The organism is Actinomadura darangshiensis (assembly GCF_004349235.1).
In the GTDB taxonomy this organism is placed as follows: domain Bacteria; phylum Actinomycetota; class Actinomycetes; order Streptosporangiales; family Streptosporangiaceae; genus Spirillospora; species Spirillospora darangshiensis.
The window spans coordinates 1-20730 of record NZ_SMKY01000019.1; the positions used below are offsets into that span (position 1 = coordinate 1).

The window sequence follows — 20730 nt, forward strand, 5'->3', positions numbered from 1 at the left end:
GGGGCAGGCGGTGCTGCTGGGCGGCGGCGCCGGGGAGGTCGCGGACGAGCTGGAGCGCGTCGGCGAGGAAGCGGTAGGCGCGGTCCGGGTCGGGCTCGGCGGCGGCGGTCTCGCGGAGGCGGAGGGCGGTGTCGAGGCGGTGGCGGGCCTCGGCGGCGAGGACCTCCTCCTCGGGCGGGTCCGTGTCCGGTGCGGGGTGCGGGATCTGCCCGGCGTCGGCCAGTTCGGCGGCCGCGTACACCTCGCCCGCGTCGAGGAGGGAGCGCAGGCGTCCGGCGAGGCCGCCGCCCGGGCCGGTCTCGCGGCCGATGGCGAACACGAGGCGGCGCGCGTCGGCCTGCTCGACGCCGAGGTCCTCCACCGCGTACTGGAGGAGGGCGCGTTCCGACGCCCGCTGCCGCAGCCGCTCGCGGAGCCGGTCGGCCACGTCGAACAGCAGCAGCTCGGGGAGGCCGGCGCCCGACCGCAGCGCGGCGAGGATCGTGTCGGCGTGCGTGGTGCTGGTGTCGCGGCTGCGGCGGGCCCATTCGGCGCCGGCCGCCGCCACCGCGTCCTTGTCGAGGCGGAGGGCGCCGCCCGGCGCGGCGAAGCCGTCCAGGAGGCGGATCGGGCCGGTCAGGCGCGCGCCGAACAGGAAGTCGGCGAGGTGCCGCTTGCCGAGGACGTCCAGGGACTCCTGCACCTTCCGGAACGCCGGGTAGGGCGCGGCGGACGGCAGCGCGTCGGGTTCGCGGACGTCGATGCGGTCGGCGGCGGCGAGCCGCCCCAGCTCGGCGCGGGTCATGCCGCCGGTGCGGGCGATGCTCTCGACCTCGCCGGGCGCCACCATCCGCAGGACCCCGGCCGCGTCGGCGAGGCGGGCGCGGGTCTGGGCGCGGCGCCGCTCGGTGCGCTCCCGGCCGCCGCGCAGCCGCTGCTCCAGCGGGCGCAGGTCGCCGCGCTCGGCGGCGGCGAACAGCGGCGCCAGCTCCCGGTGCTCGGCCTCCAGCCGGTCGATCAGCTTGCGGAACTTCAGCTGCCCGCGCGCCCGCCGCCAGCACTGCCGGACCTCCTTCACCCGGGCGGCGACCGACGCCGCCGTCAGCTGGTCGCCCAGCGCGTAGCGGGCGCGCAGGTCCTCGGGGGGCTGGTCGCCCGCGGCCCGCGCGGGCTCCAGCACCTCCCGCCGGTAGTCGTCGTCGAACGCCACGGGCGCCTCCCTGCCGCCGGTCAGCTGACCTGGACGCGGGACAGGGCCTTGCGGGAGCGTTCGACGTCCTCCTCGGACATGCCGCCGACGTCCACCTTCAGCTCCAGCCGCTCGCCGGTCTCCTTCTCCACGGCGGTGACGTTCAGCAGGCCGGACGAGTCGAGCGCGAACGTGACCCCGATCGGCCAGCCCGCCTTCTTGCCCGGCGGGACGCGGATCTCGCCGGTCGCGATCTCGGTGTTGTCGATCAGGTCGGCGGACTCCACGACGCCGGCCTGCTCCATCACCCGGATGTCGGCGGACGCCTGGTCGTCGTAGACGGTGAAGAAGTCCTCGGTCTTCGCGGCGGGCAGCTCGTCGTTGGCGTGCACGAGGTGCGCGACGTTCTCGGCGCCGGTCTCCCGGTCGACGACGACGATCCCGAACGCGTGCGAGGCGACCGTCTTGATCTGCCGCCCGGCGATCTGCTTCTGCTGCTCGGCGGACAGGCCCGCCCGGTTCGCCATCTCCTCGGCGCGCTCGGCGGCGCCCTCCCGGACGAGCCGCCGGTAGGTCTCCTCGAACGCGTACAGCGCCGCGCCCTTGGCGACCGCGAGGTCGGGGTCCTGGAGGCGGGGCGCGAGCCCGAGCTCGGTCTGCAGCCGCGCCGCGACGACCGGCATCTTCGTCGACCCGCCGACGAGGACGAGGTCGTCGTAGTCGTCGACGTTCTTGTCCGCGGCGGTGGACAGCGTCCGGCCGGTGATCTCCACGGTGCGGTCGAGGAGGTCCTTGGTCAGCTCCTCCAGCTTCTCCCGCGTCACCTCGACCGCCGCGACCCGCCCGCCGTGCATCACCCGGACGGTGTGGGACGTGCGGGTGGTGAGCGCCTTCTTGGCGTCCTCGGCGTCGCGGCGGAGCTGCTGCTCGGTCTGCTTGTCGTCGAGCGGGTCGCCCGCGTCCGGGTGCTCGGCGCGGAACCGCTCGGCGAGGTGCTCGACGAGCCGCGCGTCCCAGTCGGCGCCGCCCAGCTCGTGGTCGCCGTCGGTGCACACCACCTCGATGTGGCCGTCGCGCAGCGCGATGACGGTGGTGTCGAACGTCCCGCCGCCGAGGTCGTACACCAGGATGGTGCGGTCCTGCTCGGGGTTGAGGACGCCGTAGGTGATCGCGGCGGCGATCGGCTCGGACACGATGTCGATGACGTTCAGCCCGGCGATCCGGCCCGCCTTGCGGGTCGCGTCGCGCTCGGCCGCGCCGAAGTAGGCGGGGACGGTGACGACCACGTCCCGGGTCTCCTCGCCCGTGGTGGTGCGCGCGTCCGTCGCCAGCTTCAGCAGGATGAACGCCGACACCTCCTCGGGGGTGAAGTCGATCCCGTGGATGGGGCGCGTCACGTCGCGGCCCATGTCCCGCTTGATGAGGCTGACGACGTTGTCGGGCTCCAGGACCGCGGTGTCCTTCGCGGTCGCGCCGACGACGACGTTCTCGCCGCTCTCGAAGAACACGACCGACGGGGTGGTGTCGGTGCCCTCCAGGTTGCGCAGGACCGCCGGCCGACCCACATCGTCGATGGAGGCAATGCAGGAGTACGTGGTTCCGAGGTCGATCCCGTAGACAGCCATGTCCCTCACCTATCGGTACCGAGTCCGCTGTTCTTCTGTCCGCTCTGCGTGCCGTCGCCGCCGCCGTTCGAGCCCGCCTTGGCGGCGTGCCCGGCCCCGTTCCCGCCGGCCTGCGCGCCCTGGTCGAGCTTGCCGACGCTGACCGCGGCCTTGCGCAGCACCTTGCCGCTCTGCTCGAACCCGTCGGACTGGACGGCGGTGACCGTCCCGTCCCGCAGGGGGTCGCCGACGGGCGTGACCGCCACCGGACGGTGCCGGGACACGTCGTACGGGGCGCCGGGCTCGACCGTGAACCGCTCCACCCCGAGCCGCGCCAGCGCGTCCGCGACGTCGTCGGCGACCGCCTCCAGCAGCAGTGCCGTCGCCCCCGCGTCGGGCGGCGCGGCGGGGCCGGGCGCGGCGAGCCGGTCGGACTCGCGGCGCGCCTGGTCGTGCAGCCGGTACAGCGCGGCGCGGACGGGCTCCAGCATCGCCTGCAGCTCGCCGCGCCGCAGCCGCTGGTTCTCCGCGTGCAGCCGGTCGATGACGGCCTCGCGGTGCGCGGCGCGCTCGTGCTCGCGGTCGAGGCGCGCGGTCAGCGCGGTGAGCGCGGTGAGCGCGTCCCTGACCTCGGCGCACGGCCCGGTGCCGGGCACGCTGGTGCTCGGCCCGTCGGTGCCCGGCCCGCCGGGCACGCCGGCGGCGGCCGTCCCGCCCCCGGTGGGCGCCGGCTCCGGCCCGGTTCCGGACTCCTCATTGACTGGGGGTTCCCCGTCCCTCGACACGTGCAGTCACCTTAATGCTGGGCGGTAGGAGACGACAGGTCATCCGATGACCTCCACCGGACTCTAGTTTGACCCGTACCCGCCGTTCCAGCACCGACTTACCGCGCCGTTTTCTTCGGACGACACCGTTGGGTAACACGAAGGAAACGGCCGTCACCCAGGCTGGGGGCCTGGTACGGACACTGGAGGTGGCGATGTTGCTGCGGGTACGTGTGCGACTGCCCGACCGTCCCGGCTCGCTGGGCCGGGTCGCCCGCACGCTGGGCGCGGCCGGTGCGGACGTCGTCCAGATGGCGGTGCTCGAACGCGGCAACGGCCGGGCGATGGACGACTTCACCGTCGCGTGGCCGTCGGGCGCGGGCGTCGACCGGCTGGCCGAGGGGCTCGGGTCGGTGCCCGGCGTGGAGGTCGCCGGGATCTGGCCGACGGCCGAGCCGCAGGGCGGCTGCCCGGACGCGGCCGTGATCGGCCAGGTCGCGGCCGTCCCGGAACGCGGCGCGCGGATCCTCGCCGACGCCGTCCCGGCGATCCTCAGCGCCGACTGGGCGGGCCTGGCCGAGCCGGCGGGCGAGGACGCGGCGGTGGTCGTGCACGCCAGCGTCGGCGGCCGTGCGGGCGCCGCGGTGGCGGGCCTGCTGCCGCTGCGGCCGCGCGCGTTCACGGCGCCGGACGGCACGGAGTTCGCGGTGTGCCCGCTCGCCAAGGGCAGCGTCGCGCTGGTCGTCGCCCGGACGGGCGCGCCGCCGTTCCACCGGACGGAGGTGTCCCGGCTGGAGCAGCTCGCCGGCGCGGCCGACGCCGTCCTGCTCGGGGACCGGTCCTCCGGCTGACCTGGCGGTTCCGGCCCGGGTGGAATTAGAGTCGCGTTCTAGAAATTGTCGCGTTCCAGGAGGTGGCCGATGGCCGTCCTGCTCACCCCGCACGCCGAAGCCAAGCCGGACGAACCCGCGCTCACCGACGAACGCGGCAGCACCACCTGGCGGGACCTGGACGCCAGGACCGGCCGGCTGGCGAACGCGCTGCGCGCCCTGGGCCTGGCCACCGGCGACGCGATCGCGATCCACTCCGGGAACCGGCGCGAGTACTTCGAGCTGATGTGCGCCGCCGTCCACGTCGGGCTCCGCTACGTCATGGTCAACTGGCACTGGACGGCCGACGAGCTGCGCTACGTCCTGGAGGACTCGGGCGCGCGGGCGCTGTTCTCCGAGGACGCCTTCGGCGGCGTCGCGCGCGAGGCGTCCGAGGGCCTCGACCTGGCCGCCCGCATCGCGTTCGGCGACCCGGTCGAGGGCTTCACCGCGTACGAGGACTTCCTCGCGACGGCCGAACAGGAGGAGATCGCCGACCCCGCGATGGGCTACCCGATGTTCTACACGTCGGGCACGACAGGGCGGCCGAAGGGCGTCAGCCGGACGAGGACCGGCGTCGGCGCCCCCATCGAGACGGCGACGCTGCTCGGCGAGGTCTTCGCCGACGTCCTGAAGATCCCGCCCAACGGCCGCTCGCTGCTCGCCGGGCCCGTCTACCACTCCGCGCAGTGGCTGTGGTCGTTCATGTTCCTGCTGGTCGGACGCTCGGTGGTCATCCGGCGGAACTTCGACCCGGCCGAGACGCTGCGGCTCATCGACGAGTACGCCATCACCAACGTCCACCTCGTCCCGACGCAGTTCGTCCGGCTGCTGCGGCTGGACGAGGCGGCCCGGTCGGCGTTCGACGGCTCCAGCCTCGCGGTCGTCTGGCACGGCGCCGCGCCCTGCTCGCCCGAGGTGAAGCGGCGGATGATCGACTGGCTCGGCCCGATCGTCTCGGAGTACTACGGCTCCACCGAGGCGTCGGTGAACTCCGTCATCACCGCGCCGGAGTGGCTGGACAAGCCCGGCAGCGTCGGCCGCCCGCTGCCGACGACCGAGGTGCACGTCCTGCGCGAGGACGGCGAGCCCGCCGCGCCGGGGGAGCGCGGCCAGATCTACTTCCGCTACACCAGCGGCGACGACGTCGAGTACTGGGGCGACGAGGAGAAGACCCGCTCGGTGCACCGCGCGGACGGCCTGTTCACCACCGGCGACGCCGGCCACCTGGACGAGGACGGCTACCTGTTCCTCGCCGACCGCGTCATCGACATGATCATCAGTGGCGGGGTGAACATCTACCCGGCGGAGATCGAGGGGGTGCTGATCACCCATCCGGCCGTCCGGGACGTGGCGGTGTTCGGCGTCCCGGACGAGGAGTTCGGCGAGCAGGTGAAGGCCGCCGTGGAACTGACCGACGGCGGGTCGCCGTCCGATGCCCTGGCCGCCGAGCTGATCGCCCACGTCCGCGCCTCGCTGGCGGGCTACAAGGCGCCCCGCTCGGTCGACTTCGTCGACGCGATGCCGAGAACCCCCACCGGCAAGCTCTACAAGCGCCTCCTGCGCGCCCCCTACTGGGAGACTCCCGCCCGTTGACTGCGGCGTGTCGTTGTTATCTGGCGGCTCATGACAACGACACGCCGCAGTCAACGGAGCAGGGCGAGGACCGCGTCGAGGTCGGTGAGGCAGGCGTCGGAGCCGAGGCCCTGGGCGACGGCCGCCGCCGCGGCGGTGCCCCAGCGCGCCGCCTCCAGCACGTCCTCGCCCTGCACGAGGCCGGTGATGAACCCGGCGCAGTACGCGTCGCCGCAGCCGGTCGTGTCGACGACCTTGACGGGCAGGACGGGCAGCCGGTGCACGCCCTCGTCCGTGGCGACGAGGCTGCCTTCCGCGCCGAGCGTGACGATGACGGTGCCCGGCCCCTGGGTGCGGAGCGCGGCGGCGGCCTTCTCCGGGTCGCTCTCGCCCGTCATCGCCGCGGCCTGCTCCTCGTTGGGCAGGAAGTGGTCGACGTAGGGGAGGAAGGCCGCGGCGCCGGTCAGCAGGTCGGGCATGTTGGACAGCAGGTCCATGGTCACGACGGTGCCGGTCCGGCGGGCGGCGGCCAGCATGTCGAAGAACGCCGGGTCGTTGAGGCCGAACGTGACGTCCGGCCCGCCGAGGTGCACCACGCTCGCCGCGCCCAGCAGGCCCGGCCCGACCGCGCCCGTGGTGAGGGTCAGGTTGGCGCCGGGGACGTGGAAGCTCGGCCGCCCGCCGTCCGGCCGGATCGGCAGGATGGACGCGCTGGTCTGGTCGGCCGTCCGCCGGACGAGGCCGCGCACGTCCACGCCGTTCCGCGTCATGATCGTGACCAGCAGGTCGCCGAGGTCGTCGTCGCCGATCGCGCCGACCGAGATCACCTCGTTGCCGAGCCGGGCGAGCGCGACCGCGGTCCCGGCGGCGGCGCCGGCCGCGGTCACCCGGATCTCCTCGACGACGACGGTGTCCTGGCCGTCCGGGATGCCCTCGACGGGCCGGGCGAGCACGTCGAGGATGTGCGCGCCGAGAGTGACAACGGTCATGACCGGCCCCTTAAAGATCGTCAGGGCCGTAGCGTACGCGGTGAGGTCCGCGGAACGTGAGAGGTATTCGCATGTTGTTGAATGATGAACGGCATGAGCTGTGCGCCATCGGCCGGCGGCTGGCCGACACCGGCCTCGTGACCGGCGCGTCGGGCAACATCAGCGTCCGGTCGGGCGACCTGGTCGCCGTCACCCCGAGCGGCATGGCGCTCGGCCGGATGGAGCCCGCCGACTGCCCGGTGGTGACCCTGTCCGCCCAGCTCGTGGAGGGGGAGAAGGCCCCTTCGTCCGAGACGCCCATGCACCTGGCGCTCTACGCGGAGACCCCGGCCGCGGCGATCGTCCACACCCACTCGACGTACGGGGTCGTGGTGGCGACGACCATGTCCGAGCTGCCGCCGATCCACTACAACACGCTGCTGCTGGGCGGGGTGGTGAAGGTCGCCGAGTACGCCACCTACGGGACGCCCGAGCTGGCGGAGAACGTCCGGACGGCCATGGCCGGCGGCAAGCGGGCCGCGCTGATGGCCAACCACGGCGGCGTCACGATCGGCCGCGACCTGGACGAGGCGTTCGAGAACGCGCGCCTCCTGGAGTGGCTGTGCGGCGTCTACGTCCGGGCCAAGACGATCGGCGAGCCGCGCATCCTGACCGGCGGGGAGCTGGCGGACGTCGTCGAGCGGGGGCTCGCGCCGCCGGAGTTCCCGCGCGTGTAACCTAACGCTTGTTAGGTCGCCCCGCGGGAGGTCCGCTTTGCCCTTCGTCCTGATCGACAAGCCGCGCCCGGACGTCACCCTCATCACCCTCAACCGGCCCGAGCGCATGAACGCGATGGCGTTCGACGTCATGGTCCCGTTCCGCGAGGCCCTCGAAGAGGTGAGCCGCGACAACGGCACCCGCGTCGTCGTCATCACCGGCGCGGGGCGCGGCTTCTGCTCCGGGGCCGACCTGGAGAACCCGGGCGGCATCCCCGGCATCGACGGCCTGACGCTCCCGACCATCGCGCTCCGGTCGATGGAGCTGCTGGACGACGTGATCCGCGCGATGCGGCGCGTCCACCAGCCGGTCATCGCGGCGGTCAACGGACCGGCGATCGGCGGCGGCCTGTGCCTGTCCCTGGCCGCCGACATCCGGCTGGGCGCCGACACGGCGCTGTTCCGCGCCGCCGGGATCAACAACGGGCTGACCGCGAGCGAGCTCGGCCTCAGCTACCTGCTGCCGCGCGCGATCGGCGCGTCCCGCGCGTTCGAGCTGATGCTGTCCGGCCGGGACGTGGACGCATCGGAAGCCGAGCGCATCGGCCTGCTCTCCCGCGTCGTCCCCGGCGACAAGCTCCTCGACGCCTGCTACGAGCTGGCCGAGCGGATCGCCGGGTTCAGCCGTCCCGGCACCGAGCTGACGAAGCGGATGCTGTGGTCGAGCCTGGACGCCGCGAGCCTGGACGCCCACATGGGCCAGGAGGGCCTCGCCCAGCTCTACGTCCGCCTCACCACGCACAACTTCGAGGAAGCGATCAAGGCGCGGAAGGAGCACCGCCCCCCGGACTTCCAGGACTGACGCAACGCGGACGGGTCCGGCGCTGGTACGACCATGCCGCCACGCCCAGCGCCACCCCGTAGACGGTGAACGCGACGATGCCGCACGCCGCGACCGTCCAGCCGGACCATCCGTGCAGGAGCGGGCCGTCGGGGAGGCCGCCCAGCCCGACGACCGGCGGCAGCAGGTACCCGAACGTCGCCACGACGCCGTACGGGCCGAGTGTGAGCGCGCCGAGCCAGGCCGGTGCGAGCGGCAACCAGCGCGGCACCGCGCGTCCCGCGAAGACCTGCCCCCACCTGTGCGTGAGCCCCATCAGCAGGAAGATGCCGAGCAGCGCCGACAGCGTGGTGAAGTCCAGCCCGTACTTCTCCAGCGTCAGGATCAGCCCGGACGCGCCGTTGCGCTCGAACTCGGCGACGACCCGCGCACTGCTGATCCCCGCGAAGGAACCGCCGAGCGCCCACGTCGTCTTCATGACGATGTACGGGACGAACCCGGCCGCCCCGGCATAGGCGGCCCACCGCACCGGACGCGGCGCGGAGGACACGGGCGCCGCGGCCTTGCGCGTCCCCGTCATCGCATGCACTCGGCCGCACCGCGCGCAGGCCCCCGCCGTGCTGCGCTGATACGCCAGGGCCGAGCCCGCCATCAGGGCCGCGCCGGCCGCGCACAGCGCCTCGACGCAGAACCGCGGCCAGTCGTCGACCGCCCCGGTGAAGACGAGCTGCAGCGCGTTCATGACGAACCCGAAGGTCCCGGCCCCCGCCACGACGCACGACGTCCACAGCCCGGTGAGCGGCCACCAGCGCGGCATCTGCCGCCCGACGTCCCGGACGCTCGACACGGCCATGATCCCGCCGACGCCAAGGCACGCCGCGATCACCCAGGCCGCCGCCCGCGCTCCGTCCAGCGGACTCCCGGTATCCCCGCCGACCGCCCAGTACAGGACCAGCCCCACCGCGCCCAGCGACCACGCGCCCGCCGCGTACCCGGCCCACCGCGGCCACAGCCTTCCGATCGACTCCATGGGACGACCCTCGCGCGCACACGCACCGTCCGGCCTCCCGCCGGGGACCGATCCGGCTACCCCGCGCGGGGGAACGGCGTGGCAGGCTGGCGGAATGCCGAAGCTTTCACCGGACGAGGCGCGCCGGCTGCTGACGACCGTCCCGGTCGTGCGCCTGGCGACCGTGGGGGAGGACGCGCGGCCCCACCTCGTCCCGGTGACGTTCGCCGTCCACCGGGGCGCCGTCTACACGGCCGTCGACCACAAGCCCAAGAGCACCCGGGACCTGCGGCGGCTGGCCAACGTCCGCGCCAACCCCCGCGTCGCGCTGCTGGCCGACCACTACGAGGACGACTGGAACCGGCTCTGGTGGGTCCGCGTGGACGGCCACGCGAGCATCGTCGACGACCCCGCCCAGATGGCCGAGCCCATCGGCCTCCTTGCGGACCGCTACGCCCAGTACCGCGACCACGCCCCGGAGGGCCCGGTCATCGCGATCACGATCGACACCTGGACGGGCTGGTCCGCGTCCTAGCGGAAGCGCCGGAAGCACGGCGGCCGGGTTCGCGGTGGTCCGCCGGGTCTCGGTCACCTTTCGGACGGTCCTGCACTGACCTCCGGCCGGTCCCAGGCCGCGCCGATCCTCGCGAGGTCGCCGGCGTACTCGATGCGGGTGGACCACTCGTCCGGCCAGGCGCCCATGCCGAGGCGGGCGCCCGCGAACGCGCCGGCCAGGCAGGCGATCGAGTCGGAGTCGCCGGAGCTGGCGGCGCCGCGCCAGATCGCCTCGACCGGCTCGTCCGGGAACAGCAGGAAGCACAGCAGGCCGGTGGCGAGCGCCTCCTCGGCGACCCAGCCGCCGCCCGTGATCTCGCAGGGGTCGGACGTCCGGTCGCCGCGCGCGACGGCCTCGTCCAGGCGGTCGAGGACGGCCAGGCACTCGTCCCAGCCGCGGGCGATGAACGTCTCAGGGGCGTCCATGCCCGGCTGCTGCCACAGGGTGCCGAGCCAGCGCTCGTGGTAGACGGTCCGCTGGTCGTGGCAGCGGGCGCGGAGCGCCCCGGCCAGATCGGACGGGGCCGTCCCGTCGGCCAGCCACCGGACGGCGAACGCGGTCAGCTCGCTGGCCGCCAGCCCGGTCGGGTGCCCGTGGGTGAGGGCGGCCTGGAGCTGCGACGCTCCGGCCCGCGTCTCGTCCGACAGGCCGGGCGCGAGGCCGACGGGCGCCACCCGCATGTTCGCGCCGCACCCCTTGGAACCCGCGACGGTGGCGTCCACCCAGGGCTTCCCGGCCGCCAGCCCTCTGCATGCGCGCAGGCAGGTGTGGCCGGGCGCCCGGTTGTTGTCGGGGCTGTTGAGCCAGTCGACGAACCGCCGCCTCCACATGGGCGTGATCAGGTCAGGGGTGAACGGAGGGTTGTCCAGGGCGTCCAGCAGGGCGAGGCCGACCGCGATGGCCATCTGGGTGTCGTCGGTGACGAGCGCGGGATCGCCGTTCAGCTGCGTAGGCCCGTGGTCGCCGAAGCGCTTGTGGATCTGCTTCATGGTGAGGAACTCGGTGGGCGCCCCCAGGGAGTCCCCGTACGCCAGCCCGAACATCGCCCCGCTCGCCCGTGTCATAGCGGGCATTCTTCCTCAAACGGCACGCTGGAAGCGGCCCGGCGTCATGCCATAGCAGCGGACGAACCAGCGCGTCAGATGGCTCTGATCGGCGAAACCGGTCGCCGCCGCGACGTCCCCGATCGCGTCGCCCCGGGCGAGCAGGCGGCGCGCGGCGCGCAGGCGGAGCTGCCGCTGGTAGTCGCTGGGCGCCATCCCGTACGCCCGCCGAAACCCCCGGTAGAGCGCGAACCGGCTGCATCCCGCCGCCTCGGCCAGCTCGCCGGCGCCGACGTCGTCCAGGTACGACTCCTCAAGGCGCCGCCGGGCCCGCTCGACGAAGCCGCCGGACGGCGCGCTGCGGAGCCGGCGTGTGGCGGCCCGGTTCACCATCGCCCCGACGGTCGCGGTCAGCAGCTCGTCCCGCCGCAGGGCCGGCGCGCCGCCGAGCAGCGCCGCGTGCAGGCCGCGCAGGTTCCCCGCCAGGACGGGATCGGGCACGACGGGGGAGTCGAACAGCGGCAGCCCGGCCGGGGCGTCCGCGATGTCGGCGAGCACGTCGGAGACCAGCTCCGGGCCGATGTGGACGATCCGGTACGTGAAACCCAGCTCGTCGGCGGCGTGCCCGTCGTGCGGGTCGTCCGGGTTGAACGCGATCACCATCCCGGCCGCGCTCGTGTAGGCGCCGCCCCGGCACCGGAACGCCTGGTAGCCGTCCTCGGTGACGCCGAACGAGTACGTCTCGTGGCTGTGCCGGTGGTAGACGTGCCGCTCGAAGTGGGCGTGCATCGCCTCCAGGGCGCGGTCGGGCGACCGCCAGTACCTGCTCCAGTCCACCTGCCCCAGTCTGGCGCACGAGCGTTCAAGACGGCACACCCCAGGTCAGGCAGCCTGGGGGCATGCGTTTCGACACCAAGATCGGGATCGTGGTCCGGGACGACCTGGCCGCCTGGCAGCGGCTCAACGTCACCGCGTTCCTGTCCAGCGCCGTCGCGGGCGGCGTCCCCGGCGTCATCGGCGAACCGTACGAGGACGCGTCCGGGAACCGGTACCTGGCGATGTTCCGGCAGCCCGTCCTGGTCTACGAGGCCGGCGCCGAGACGATCGTGAAGGCCCACGCCCGCGCCCTCGCGCGCGAGATGGACATCGCCGTCTACATCGAGGACATGTTCAAGACCGGCCACGACGAGGCCAACCGCGAGACGGTCCGCGCGGTCACCGCCGAGGAGATGCCCCTGGTCGGCTTCGCCGTCCACGGCCCGAAGAACGGCGTCGACAAAGTCCTCAAGGGGCTGCGGCTGCACCCGTGAGCCCGGCGAGCGCGGCGAGCGCGGCGAGGCGCTCGCGGTGCCGGTCCGGTGCGCCGAAGAGCTGCCGCGACCCCTGGGCCCGCTTGAAGTACAGGTGCGCGTCGTGCTCCCACGTGAACCCGATGCCGCCGTGCAGCTGGATCGCCTCACCGGCCGTGTGGAAGTAGGCGTCCGAGCAGTACGCCTTCGCCAGCGCGGCCGCCGCCGGCAGCTCCTCCGGGCTCTCGTCCGCGGCCGCCGCCGCGTTGAGCACCGCCGACCGCGCCGATTCGACCAGCACGAACATGTCCGCGCACCGGTGCTTGATCGCCTGGAACGACCCGATCGGACGCCCGAACTGGTGCCGCACCTTCGCGTACTCGACCGTCATGTCGAGGGTCTTCTGCGCGCCGCCGAGCTGCTCGGCCGCCAGCGCGACGGCGGCGACGTCGAGCGCCCGGCGCAGCGCGTCCTGCCCGCCGACCTTCCTCGCCGGGACGCCGTCGAACTCGATCCGCGCCAGCTTCCGCGTCTGGTCGAGCGTCGTCACCCGGGTCCGGACGAGCCGAGCCGTGTCCTCGACCGCGTAGACCCCGACACCGTCCTCGTCCCGGGCCGCCACGAGCACCAGATCGGCGACATGGCCGTCCAGGACGAAGCTCTTGGCCCCCCGCAGCACACCGCCTTCGGCCTTCGCCTCCACGTCGCCGGCGTCCCACGACCCGCCGTCCTCGGCCACCGCCAGCGTCGCGATCATCGACCCGTCCGCGATGCCGGGCAGCAGGTCGTGCCCGCCTTCACCCGCCGCCAGCGCCGCCGCGGCCGTGATCGTCGCGAGGAACGGCGCGCACACCACGGCCCGCCCCATCTCCTCGAAGACCACGGCCAGCTCCCGCATCCCGAACCCGGCGCCCCCGTGCTCTTCGGCGATCGCGAGCCCCTGCAGCCCCAACTGTTCGGCCATCTGCGCCCACACTTTGGGGTCGTAGCCCTCGGCCGTCTCCATCAGCCGCCGCACCTCGCCGCCGGGGGACCGGTCGGCGAAGAAGCGCCGCAGCGCGTCCCGCAACTCCCGCTGTTCCTCGGTCAGGACGAGCTTCATCGGGCGGCCTCCCACACGTGTCCACACTTACCGGCTCATCATGCCGCGCCCCCCGGCGCCCGCCTCACGGACGTTCCCATCCACCGGGACGATCAGGGCGCCCAGTCGTGCGGCCCGAGCACGTATCCCTTGCTGGTCGAATGCAGGTGGTTGATCGACACTAGGTGCCCGAGCGCGGCCCACAGATCCTCCTCGGGCGCCTCGACGAGCGTCCCGATCGTCTCGAAGTCGGCCGCCCCGCGCTCCTTGTCGATCTCCGCCACTGTCTCGTACACGGTCAGCTCGAAGTCCGACAGCTCCTGGACGTCCCCACGCCTGCCCTCTCGCTCATCCATAGCCAAACCGTGCCCACTCGCGCCCGTTCTATCTGCCCTCCAGGAGCTCCAGGCCCGTACGCTGGGAGCATAAAGCTCGATGACTACGATCTGTATGTGAAGGGTGGCGCTCTGCTCATAGACTCGCTCGCGAGGAAAGGAGCAGAGCATGACTGCGATGGTTCAAGAGCCTCTGTCACACGGCAACGCCGACGTTGTCCTGGAAGGTTTCCTCGCCCTCGACACCCCCCAGGGCTTCCGAGCCGAACTGATCGACGGAGAGATCGTCGTGACCCCACCCCCTCTTGGCGACCATGAGCGATGCATCGCCAAGATCATCCGTCAGGTCATCCGCTACACCGCGACCGAGTTCGAGTGCGCCTGCAACAAGGGCCTCAAGCTCCCGGGTGCCGACGGGCAGCCAGACAATCATGTGATCCCGGACATCACCTTCATCTCCCCAGAGGCTGATCCGTTCCACCGAGCAGCCTCGTGGATGCCCGTGGCCGGTGACGGGATCGTCATGGTGGTTGAGGTGACCTCGACGAGGCCGGGACAGGATAGAGAGGCGAAGCGCACCGGCTATGCGCGGGCAGGAATCCCTTACTATCTGCTGGTAGACCGCGACGAAGAGAGAGTGGTCCTCTTCAGCGGGCCGGACGGCAAGGACTACGGGCACACTGACCAGGTGCCGATCGGGAAGACGCTGCCGCTGCCGGAGCCGTTCGGGATCGAGCTGGACACCGCCGCGTTCGCCTGATCCTGGTCAGCCGATGGGCCCGGACAGTGGCCCGCCGTCCTGCGGAGTCACTGTTCCGGGCCTTGGCCGGTGCTGCCCTTCAGTCGGCCCACATGTGACCGGCGGGGGCGACGTCGGCCCAATCGTGGCCGGCGGGTGCCATGTTGTCGTGATGGCCGCTGGGGCTCGTGTCGGCGCTCGCGCTCGCGGCGCCCAGGACGAGCCCGCCGAGGGCCGCCGCACCGCCCAGCAGCACCACCGTGATCGCCTTCTTGATCCGCATCCGCTTCTCCTTGCGCTCTGTTTCCCCGACGACGTTCTACATCCGAGGGTGCAGGGCGGCGACGTTGATGTCGTTACGGGGGAGTGCACTCTTCTTTAGCCCGCGTGCACGGTCGCCGGGCGCCGCCGCCGTATCTTCCGCCGGCGTGTCCGAACCGCGACCCGATGGAGCGGTCCGAAGCTAGAGTGATCCACTGACGGGCACGAGCGAAAGGCGGAACCCCACATATGTCGGACGCGCCGCGGGACCGGATCGACGAGACCGACCTGCAGACCGACCGGCCGCACTCGGCGCGGGTCTACGACTACATCATCGGCGGCAAGGACAACTTCGCCGCCGACCGGGAGACCGCGGCGACGGTCCTGGCGAACTGGCCGGGCCTGCGCACCTCGATGATCGCCAACCGGGCCTGCATGCAGCGGATGGGCCGCGAACTCGCCCGGCTCGGGGTACGGCAGTTCATCGACGTCGGCACCGGCATCCCGTCCTCGCCGAACCTGCACGAGGTGGTCCAGGAGGTGGCACCGGACGCGCGGATCGTCTACGTCGACAACGACCCGATCGTCCTCGCCCACGCGCGTGCGCTGCTGACGAGCACGCCCGAGGGCCGCACCGCCTACATCTCGGCCGACATGCACTCGGCCGAGACGCTCCTCGGCGACTCCGCCCTCCGCGACGTCCTCGACCTGTCCCGCCCGGTCGCGCTCACCGTGATCGCGATGCTCCAGTTCGTGGAGGACGCCCAGGGCCTGGTCGAGGCGCTCGTCGCTCCGCTCGTCCCGGGCAGCTACCTCGCCATCACCATCCCCACCGGCGACCTGGCCCCCGAGTCGCAGCGCCTCGCCGACGACTACACCAGCAACGGCATCCCCATGTACCTCCGCGACCACGCCGAAGTGGAACGCCTCTTCACCGGCCTGGAACTCCTCGACCCGGGCGTCGTCCCCATGCCCGACTGGCGCCCCGCACCCGGCGAGAAGCCCCTCCCCGAGACCGCCACCAACATGTACGCCGCCGTGGCCCGCAAGCCCTAACGCCGTCCGCCGCCGCGGGGGACACCGCGGCCGGCTCACCAAGAATCATGCGGACGGCCCCGGCGATCTGCCGCCGGACCGCCCTCTTCGCCCGCGGGGCCTCGCCATCCCGTCCCTCGCCGGTCAGGCCGTTCACTGCCTCCCGCAGAAGGGCGGCGCGTGCCGGTTGCGGCGACGCGGCGTTGGAAGCGGTCAGGAATCGAGAAGCGCCCGTATCCGGACCGCACCTAGCGTGACCTCAATGGATGTCAGGCCGACCGAGTGGAGAAACCGATGAGCGACCAGAAGACGAGCGGGCGCCAGGGCGGGACGCCCGGGGCGTTCTCGCGGTGGATGCAGCACCGCATGAACGCCCGCATGAACCGCAAGGTCCGGCGCGGCAAGGGCACCTTCATGGGCATGGACGTGCTGATCCTGAACACCGTGGGCAGCCGGACCGGCGAACCGCGGCAGACCCCGGTCGCGTGGTTCGCCGACGACGGCGACGGCCGCCTCGTCGTCGCGTCGGGCGGCGGCAGCCAGAACCCGGACTGGTTCGTCAACCTGATGGCGAACGCGGACAAGGCGACGATCGAACTCCCCGGCTACGAAGCCGCCCCGATCACACCGCACCGCCTGGAGGGCGCCGAGCGCGACGCGGCCTGGCAGCGCATCGCGACCGCCCAGCCCCGCATCGCGAAGTACCAGAGCAAGTCCGACCGCGAGTACCCGGTCGTCCGCCTCACGCCGCGCTGACGCGACCGCCCGCCGGCGCCGGCCGGGAACGGATCCCGGCCGGCGCGTCGACGAACCGGGTGTCAGCCGAGATGGCGGGCGAAGAAGCGCAGCGCGCTGTCCGTCTCGAACGGCGGCACGTCTCCGTGCTTGCCGGGGTTGGCGTGGAGCGTCTTCTCGGACGAGGCCAGGGCGTCGAACAGGGCCAGGCCGCCCGCCCGGGAGACCAGGTGGTCGTCCCACTGGAGCAGGAACCGCACCGGAGCGGTGACCTGGGCGGCGGTCTCGGCCAGTCCGTCCACGGCGAGCAGGCCCAGCACCGCGGCGCGGACGCGGGGCTCCGCGGCGAGCAGCGGCACACCGAGCCCGCAGCCCAGCGACACGCCCCAGTAGCCGACCGGGCCGGCCCCCACACCGTCGAGTTCCTGGACCGCGCCGATCACCGCCTGCCAGTCGGCGACGGCCTGGCCGGCCACGAGTTCGTGCAGGGCGGCGACCAGCGCGGCCGGGTTCTCGCCGGAACCCATGCGGGTCCGGAACTCGGTCGTGGCCTGGACGAACCGCTCGTCCTTCGGCCGGTCGCCGTGGTTGGGCGCGTCGATCGCGGCGACCGCGAAACCGCCGTCCGCGGCGAAGCGGCGCGCGCGGGCGAGGACGCCGGGGGCCTGCTTGTGCTGGCCGCCGCCGTGTCCCATCAGGATCAGGGGGCGGGCATCGGCGGCGCCTTCCGGCGTCCACAGCACGCCGGGGATCTCGCCGAGGGTGAAGAGCTGTTCGGAGACGCCGTCGGACGACGTCTGAGAGGTGAAGCGCATGGCGGTTCACGCCTTTCGGGATGCCTTCTGCGGGCGCTCCCTAGGCCATGCAAGGGAGGGAGCCCCGACCTGTCGAAGCGTTGATCGGTCTCACCTCCTCAAGTTGCGCACTGGTGCACGGCGCCGCCGAAGCTATCACGACGCGGTGTGCGTGCGTCCGGCTCGGGTGCCGGGGCCGGTAGGTTGCGGGGCTGTGCGGGTTCGGGTCACCGGGGTGGTCGTCGAGGACGGGCGCGTTCTGCTGCTCGACCAGGACACCGGTGGCGGACGGTCCTGGTCGCTGCCCGGTGGGAAGGTCGAGGCTGGGGAGACCCTCACGGACGCGCTGGTCCGGGAGATGCGCGAGGAGACCGGCGTCGAGGTCGAGGTCGGGCGGCTGCTGTACGTCTGCGATCACCTGCCGGCGGACGTCGTCCACATCACCTTCGAGGCGCGCCGCGTCGGCGGGGTCGTCGGCGAGGTCGCGGGTGCCGACTCAAGGCCGATCCGCGGGGTGACGTTCGTGCCGCTCGGTGAGCTGGCGGGGCTCGGGTTCGGTGCGCGGTTCGCGGAGCTGGCCCGCGCCGGATTCCCCGGCGCGGGCTCCTACATGGGGGCCAAGGCCAACATCGGGCTGTGAGTCACTGGGCGGTCCAGCCGCCGTCGACGGCGACGAGTGCGCCGGTGATGAAGCTCGACGCGTCGGACGCCAGGAAGGCCACGGCTTCGGCCACCTCCTCGGGGCGGCCTATGCGGCCGATCGGGTGGGCCGGGCCGAAGGAGGCGAGCATCTCGCGGCCGTTCTCGACCACGCCCTCCATGATGTCGGTGTCGATCACGCCGGGGAGGACGGCGTTGGAGCGGATGTTCTTGGGGCCGCCTTCGATCGCCAGGACGCGCGTCATCTGGGCGAGCGCCCCCTTGGACGCGGCGTAGGCCGTCTGCGTCTCGAAGGCGACGACGGAGGAGACCGAGGCGACCGACACGATCGCGCCGCCGCCGGCGGACTCCATCACGCGGAACGCCTCGCGTGCTTGGACGAAGTTGCCGCGGGCGTTCACGCGCAGGATGCCCTCGAAGTCGCCGACCGTCGTCTCGGTGACGGGTTTGTTGAGGGTGCGGCCCGCGTTGTTGACCAGGATGTCGAGCCGCCCGAACCGGTCGAGCGCCAGTCGCATGGTCGAGCGTGCCAGGTCCTCGTCGGCGACGTCGCCGACGAGGGGGGCCACGTCGTCGGCGGCGAGGTCCCCGACCGCTTCGGAGTGGTCGGTGACTACCAGGCGGGCGCCGCGGTCGCGGAGGAGGAGGGCCGTCGCGCGGCCGATGCCCCGGGCGGCGCCGGTGACGACGGCGACGCGGCCGGTGAGGTCCCAGGATTGATTCGTTGGCATGTCCACGAGACTGGCCGGGCCGGAGGAGATGTGGCAGGGCGCGGTCTTCCTGGGAGCAGCGCACCCAGTGAGCGGGCCTGGCCGCGACCTAGCATGGCGGCATGACGCGTACCGATCTCGGCGCCTACCTCATGGCCAGGCGAGCCCAGGTCACGCCGGACGAGGTGGGTCTCCCCAGCGTGGGCCTCCGGCGGGTCCCCGGGCTGCGGCGTGAGGAGGTCGCGATGCTGGCCGGCGTCAGCGTCGACTACTACGTCCGCCTTGAGCAGGGGCGGGAGCGGACGCCGTCGGCGCAGGTGATCGACGCCCTGTCGGCGGCCCTGCGGCTGGCGGAGGACGGCCGCTCGCACCTGTTCCGCCTCGCGGGGCTCAGCCCCCGCGCCCGCGCCGCCGTCGGCACCGACCATGTCGACCCGAGCCTCCTCCAGCTCATGGACGCCTGGCCCGGCAACCCGGCCATCGTCTACAACCGCGCCTACGACGTCCTGGCGTCGAACGCGCTCGCCGACGCGCTGTTCCACGACTGGGCGCACTCGCGGAACCTGATGCACGTCGTGTTCACCGACCCGGCGGCGCGGACGTTCTACCGCGACTGGCGGGAGGTCGCCCGCAACAGCGTGGCCGGCTTCCGGCTCGGGTACGGCGAGGCGCCCGGCGACCCGCGGATGCGGCGGGTGCTCACGGAGCTGCTGGAGCGCAGCCCCGAGTTCGTCGAGCTGTGGGCGATGCACGACGCCCGCGGCAAGGCGCTGGAGAGCAAGCGGTTCCAGCACCGCGAGGCCGGGCCGCTGACGCTGACCATGCAGACGTTCGACGTCCGGTCGAGCCCGGGGCAGGAACTGGTCGTCTACCACGCGGAGCCGGGGTCGGCGAGCAGTGCGGCGCTCGCGCTGCTCGGTTCGCTCGCGGCCACCGGGCGTCAGCCGTAACGCTTCATGTCGTGGAAGAAGTCGGGGACGGTGTTCAGGGCGCCGGAGGCAGAGACCTGCTCGTAGACGTACTTCGCCACGGCCAGGTCCAGGACGCCCAGGCCGAACGGGGAGAACACGACCGGCTTGCCGGCCGGCGGGGTGGTCTTGCCGGTGAGGACGTCGTAGAGGGTGCCGGCGACGAAGTCGCGGTGGCCGACCTGCTGTTCGGCCAGGTGCGGGGACGTGTTCGCCTTCATGCAGTGCTCGACGTCGTCCACGACGTTGCAGGACGACAGGATGATCTCGGGGGAGAGGTCCCGCAGCGACACGTGCAGGACGAGGGGGTCGTGCGCGAACCAGGCGGGGTCCTGCACGTGCGGCTCGCCTGCGACGGTCGCGAAGACGACCAGGTCGGACGAGCGGATCAGCGACTCGGCCGACGCGTGGACCGTGATCTCGCCCTTCTCCGACCGCTCCAGGTAGCCCTTGAAGCCCTCGGCGTGCGAGGCGGAGAGGTCGTGGACGCCGAGTTCGTCGAAAGTGAAGCCGTTGCCCGCCAGGTACGTGTGGATGTAGCGGGCGATGAGGCCGACGCCGATGAAGCCGACGCGGCGCGGGCGGGCGCCGCGGGCTCCGGCGAGGGTGGCGGCGGCCAGCGCGGCGGACGCGGCGGTGCGCGCGGCGGAGATGATCGAGCTCTCCAGGCACGCGAACGGGTAGCCCGTCTCGGCGTCGTTCAGGATCAGCACGGCGGAGGCGCGCGGGATGCCGTTCGCGACGTTGCCGGGGAAGCTGGAGATCCACTTGATGCCGTGCACGCCGACGCCGCCCTTGACCGAGGCGGGCAGCGCGATGATCCGGTCGGACGGGCGGTCCGGGAACCGCAGGAAGTAGGAGTCGGGGTTGACGGTGAGCCCCTCGCCGTGCAGCCGGTAGGCCGCCTCGACCATCCGGGTGACCTCCGCCTCCCGCCCGGCGACCGCGTCGTGGACCTGGGCGCCGGAGATCACGGCGAATGCGGGGGGCTGGCTCATGGGGAAACTCCG

At 72.8% G+C, this 20730-nt stretch carries 23 protein-coding genes and 1 pseudogene; 11 read left to right on the forward strand and 13 right to left on the reverse strand.

The window, feature by feature from the left end; genetic code table 11:
- The 3 genes and pseudogenes from E1293_RS06700 to E1293_RS06710 form a co-directional block, all read right to left on the reverse strand.
- Positions 1 to 1189: pseudogene (locus tag E1293_RS06700) on the reverse strand (hypothetical protein); the annotation flags it as partial.
- Between the two features lie 20 nt (positions 1190 to 1209).
- Entirely contained in the window at positions 1210 to 2793 is a 1584-nt protein-coding gene (locus tag E1293_RS06705; RefSeq protein ID WP_132194943.1) for an Hsp70 family protein, read from the reverse strand.
- 5 nt (positions 2794 to 2798) lie between these two features.
- A complete protein-coding gene (locus E1293_RS06710; protein WP_243716062.1) occupies positions 2799 to 3557 on the reverse strand; it encodes a nucleotide exchange factor GrpE in 759 nt (252 codons plus the stop codon).
- A 194-nt stretch (positions 3558 to 3751) separates the two neighbouring features.
- Here E1293_RS06710 and E1293_RS06715 point away from each other — a divergent pair, with 194 nt between their 5' ends.
- Together E1293_RS06715 and E1293_RS06720 are read left to right on the forward strand one after the other, a co-directional pair.
- Positions 3752 to 4387, forward strand: coding sequence for an ACT domain-containing protein (locus E1293_RS06715; protein ID WP_132195002.1), 636 nt, complete (start codon positions 3752 to 3754; stop codon positions 4385 to 4387).
- 69 nt (positions 4388 to 4456) lie between these two features.
- Positions 4457 to 6001: an AMP-binding protein gene (locus E1293_RS06720; RefSeq protein WP_132194945.1), complete on the forward strand. Its 1545-nt coding sequence runs from the start codon at positions 4457 to 4459 to the stop codon at positions 5999 to 6001.
- 50 nt (positions 6002 to 6051) lie between these two features.
- Here E1293_RS06720 and E1293_RS06725 read toward each other — a convergent pair whose 3' ends face one another.
- Positions 6052 to 6969: a carbohydrate kinase family protein gene (locus tag E1293_RS06725; RefSeq protein ID WP_132194947.1), complete on the reverse strand. Its 918-nt coding sequence runs from the start codon at positions 6967 to 6969 to the stop codon at positions 6052 to 6054.
- Positions 6970 to 7040: 71 nt separating this feature from the next.
- On the opposite strand from E1293_RS06725, the gene E1293_RS06730 reads away from it, so the two are divergent.
- Complete coding sequence (locus E1293_RS06730) at positions 7041 to 7685, forward strand: class II aldolase/adducin family protein (RefSeq protein WP_132194949.1); 645 nt, start codon at positions 7041 to 7043, stop codon at positions 7683 to 7685.
- A gap of 37 nt (positions 7686 to 7722) precedes the next feature.
- Entirely contained in the window at positions 7723 to 8526 is an 804-nt protein-coding gene (locus E1293_RS06735) for an enoyl-CoA hydratase (protein WP_132194951.1), read from the forward strand.
- Here E1293_RS06735 and E1293_RS48505 read toward each other — a convergent pair.
- On the reverse strand, positions 8483 to 9535 hold the full coding sequence (locus E1293_RS48505; protein ID WP_207938708.1) for a hypothetical protein: 1053 nt from the start codon (positions 9533 to 9535) through the stop codon (positions 8483 to 8485). The two genes, E1293_RS06735 and E1293_RS48505, sit on opposite strands and share 44 nt — an antisense overlap.
- Before the next feature lie 94 nt (positions 9536 to 9629).
- Here E1293_RS48505 and E1293_RS06745 point away from each other — a divergent pair, with 94 nt between their 5' ends.
- Positions 9630 to 10049 (forward strand): TIGR03668 family PPOX class F420-dependent oxidoreductase, encoded by a 420-nt coding sequence (locus E1293_RS06745; protein ID WP_132194953.1) that lies wholly within the window; start codon positions 9630 to 9632, stop codon positions 10047 to 10049.
- Between the two features lie 53 nt (positions 10050 to 10102).
- Here the strand turns inward: E1293_RS06745 and E1293_RS06750 are convergent, their stop codons facing one another.
- Together E1293_RS06750 and E1293_RS06755 are read right to left on the reverse strand one after the other, a co-directional pair.
- Positions 10103 to 11134 (reverse strand): ADP-ribosylglycohydrolase family protein, encoded by a 1032-nt coding sequence (locus E1293_RS06750; protein ID WP_243716063.1) that lies wholly within the window; start codon positions 11132 to 11134, stop codon positions 10103 to 10105.
- A 15-nt stretch (positions 11135 to 11149) separates the two neighbouring features.
- Complete coding sequence (locus E1293_RS06755; protein WP_243716064.1) at positions 11150 to 11950, reverse strand: AraC family transcriptional regulator; 801 nt, start codon at positions 11948 to 11950, stop codon at positions 11150 to 11152.
- 62 nt (positions 11951 to 12012) lie between these two features.
- On the opposite strand from E1293_RS06755, the gene E1293_RS06760 reads away from it, so the two are divergent.
- Positions 12013 to 12423, forward strand: coding sequence for a DUF2000 domain-containing protein (locus E1293_RS06760; protein ID WP_132194955.1), 411 nt, complete (start codon positions 12013 to 12015; stop codon positions 12421 to 12423).
- Here E1293_RS06760 and E1293_RS06765 read toward each other — a convergent pair.
- Both E1293_RS06765 and E1293_RS06770 read right to left on the reverse strand, forming a co-directional pair.
- Entirely contained in the window at positions 12398 to 13504 is a 1107-nt protein-coding gene (locus E1293_RS06765) for an acyl-CoA dehydrogenase family protein (protein WP_132194957.1), read from the reverse strand. The two genes, E1293_RS06760 and E1293_RS06765, sit on opposite strands and share 26 nt — an antisense overlap.
- Before the next feature lie 92 nt (positions 13505 to 13596).
- Positions 13597 to 13839, reverse strand: coding sequence for a Rossmann-fold NAD(P)-binding domain-containing protein (locus tag E1293_RS06770; protein WP_132194959.1), 243 nt, complete (start codon positions 13837 to 13839; stop codon positions 13597 to 13599).
- 148 nt (positions 13840 to 13987) lie between these two features.
- Between E1293_RS06770 and E1293_RS06775 the strand changes: the two genes are divergently transcribed.
- Complete coding sequence (locus E1293_RS06775; protein WP_132194961.1) at positions 13988 to 14578, forward strand: Uma2 family endonuclease; 591 nt, start codon at positions 13988 to 13990, stop codon at positions 14576 to 14578.
- A gap of 79 nt (positions 14579 to 14657) precedes the next feature.
- Here the strand turns inward: E1293_RS06775 and E1293_RS06780 are convergent, their stop codons facing one another.
- Positions 14658 to 14840, reverse strand: a complete 183-nt coding sequence (locus E1293_RS06780; protein ID WP_132194963.1) for a hypothetical protein — start codon at positions 14838 to 14840, stop codon at positions 14658 to 14660.
- Positions 14841 to 15067: 227 nt separating this feature from the next.
- Here E1293_RS06780 and E1293_RS06785 point away from each other — a divergent pair, with 227 nt between their 5' ends.
- Both E1293_RS06785 and E1293_RS06790 read left to right on the forward strand, forming a co-directional pair.
- Positions 15068 to 15874 (forward strand): SAM-dependent methyltransferase, encoded by an 807-nt coding sequence (locus E1293_RS06785; RefSeq protein ID WP_132194965.1) that lies wholly within the window; start codon positions 15068 to 15070, stop codon positions 15872 to 15874.
- Between the two features lie 273 nt (positions 15875 to 16147).
- On the forward strand, positions 16148 to 16609 hold the full coding sequence (locus tag E1293_RS06790; protein ID WP_132194967.1) for a nitroreductase family deazaflavin-dependent oxidoreductase: 462 nt from the start codon (positions 16148 to 16150) through the stop codon (positions 16607 to 16609).
- A gap of 62 nt (positions 16610 to 16671) precedes the next feature.
- On the opposite strand, the gene E1293_RS06795 is transcribed toward E1293_RS06790, so the two are convergent.
- Positions 16672 to 17403 (reverse strand): dienelactone hydrolase family protein, encoded by a 732-nt coding sequence (locus E1293_RS06795; protein WP_132194969.1) that lies wholly within the window; start codon positions 17401 to 17403, stop codon positions 16672 to 16674.
- Between the two features lie 193 nt (positions 17404 to 17596).
- On the opposite strand from E1293_RS06795, the gene E1293_RS06800 reads away from it, so the two are divergent.
- Positions 17597 to 18022 carry an NUDIX hydrolase gene (locus tag E1293_RS06800; RefSeq protein ID WP_279472981.1) on the forward strand — a complete coding sequence of 142 codons (426 nt, stop codon included), beginning with the start codon at positions 17597 to 17599 and terminating at the stop codon, positions 18020 to 18022.
- Position 18023: 1 nt separating this feature from the next.
- On the opposite strand, the gene E1293_RS06805 is transcribed toward E1293_RS06800, so the two are convergent.
- The gene (locus E1293_RS06805) at positions 18024 to 18773 is read right to left on the reverse strand and encodes an SDR family NAD(P)-dependent oxidoreductase (protein ID WP_132194973.1); all 750 of its coding nucleotides are present in this window, start codon (positions 18771 to 18773) and stop codon (positions 18024 to 18026) included.
- 101 nt (positions 18774 to 18874) lie between these two features.
- Here E1293_RS06805 and E1293_RS06810 point away from each other — a divergent pair, with 101 nt between their 5' ends.
- Positions 18875 to 19702: a helix-turn-helix domain-containing protein gene (locus E1293_RS06810; protein WP_132194974.1), complete on the forward strand. Its 828-nt coding sequence runs from the start codon at positions 18875 to 18877 to the stop codon at positions 19700 to 19702.
- Here E1293_RS06810 and sbnB read toward each other — a convergent pair.
- A complete protein-coding gene (sbnB, locus tag E1293_RS06815; RefSeq protein ID WP_132194975.1) occupies positions 19693 to 20718 on the reverse strand; it encodes a 2,3-diaminopropionate biosynthesis protein SbnB in 1026 nt (341 codons plus the stop codon). The genes E1293_RS06810 and sbnB overlap by 10 nt on opposite strands.
- Positions 20719 to 20730: the final 12 nt, after the last annotated feature.

Excerpts from the sequence above, each read along its gene's own strand:
- E1293_RS06730 (WP_132194949.1), top strand. The coding sequence starts at position 7,041 with ATGTTGTTGAATGATGAACGGCATGAGCTGTGCGCCATCGGCCGGCGG.
- E1293_RS48505 (WP_207938708.1), bottom strand. The coding sequence starts at position 9,535 with ATGGAGTCGATCGGAAGGCTGTGGCCGCGGTGGGCCGGGTACGCGGCG.
- E1293_RS06750 (WP_243716063.1), bottom strand. The coding sequence starts at position 11,134 with ATGACACGGGCGAGCGGGGCGATGTTCGGGCTGGCGTACGGGGACTCC.
- E1293_RS06765 (WP_132194957.1), bottom strand. The coding sequence starts at position 13,504 with ATGAAGCTCGTCCTGACCGAGGAACAGCGGGAGTTGCGGGACGCGCTG.
- E1293_RS06725 (WP_132194947.1), bottom strand. The coding sequence starts at position 6,969 with ATGACCGTTGTCACTCTCGGCGCGCACATCCTCGACGTGCTCGCCCGG.
- E1293_RS06775 (WP_132194961.1), top strand. The coding sequence starts at position 13,988 with ATGACTGCGATGGTTCAAGAGCCTCTGTCACACGGCAACGCCGACGTT.
- E1293_RS06780 (WP_132194963.1), bottom strand. The coding sequence starts at position 14,840 with ATGCGGATCAAGAAGGCGATCACGGTGGTGCTGCTGGGCGGTGCGGCG.
- E1293_RS06795 (WP_132194969.1), bottom strand. The coding sequence starts at position 17,403 with ATGCGCTTCACCTCTCAGACGTCGTCCGACGGCGTCTCCGAACAGCTC.
- E1293_RS06715 (WP_132195002.1), top strand. The coding sequence starts at position 3,752 with ATGTTGCTGCGGGTACGTGTGCGACTGCCCGACCGTCCCGGCTCGCTG.
- E1293_RS06760 (WP_132194955.1), top strand. The coding sequence starts at position 12,013 with ATGCGTTTCGACACCAAGATCGGGATCGTGGTCCGGGACGACCTGGCC.
- E1293_RS06790 (WP_132194967.1), top strand. The coding sequence starts at position 16,148 with ATGAGCGACCAGAAGACGAGCGGGCGCCAGGGCGGGACGCCCGGGGCG.
- E1293_RS06805 (WP_132194973.1), bottom strand. The coding sequence starts at position 18,773 with ATGCCAACGAATCAATCCTGGGACCTCACCGGCCGCGTCGCCGTCGTC.
- E1293_RS06705 (WP_132194943.1), bottom strand. The coding sequence starts at position 2,793 with ATGGCTGTCTACGGGATCGACCTCGGAACCACGTACTCCTGCATTGCC.
- E1293_RS06810 (WP_132194974.1), top strand. The coding sequence starts at position 18,875 with ATGACGCGTACCGATCTCGGCGCCTACCTCATGGCCAGGCGAGCCCAG.
- sbnB (WP_132194975.1), bottom strand. The coding sequence starts at position 20,718 with ATGAGCCAGCCCCCCGCATTCGCCGTGATCTCCGGCGCCCAGGTCCAC.
- E1293_RS06770 (WP_132194959.1), bottom strand. The coding sequence starts at position 13,839 with ATGGATGAGCGAGAGGGCAGGCGTGGGGACGTCCAGGAGCTGTCGGAC.
- E1293_RS06720 (WP_132194945.1), top strand. The coding sequence starts at position 4,457 with ATGGCCGTCCTGCTCACCCCGCACGCCGAAGCCAAGCCGGACGAACCC.
- E1293_RS06745 (WP_132194953.1), top strand. The coding sequence starts at position 9,630 with ATGCCGAAGCTTTCACCGGACGAGGCGCGCCGGCTGCTGACGACCGTC.
- E1293_RS06785 (WP_132194965.1), top strand. The coding sequence starts at position 15,068 with ATGTCGGACGCGCCGCGGGACCGGATCGACGAGACCGACCTGCAGACC.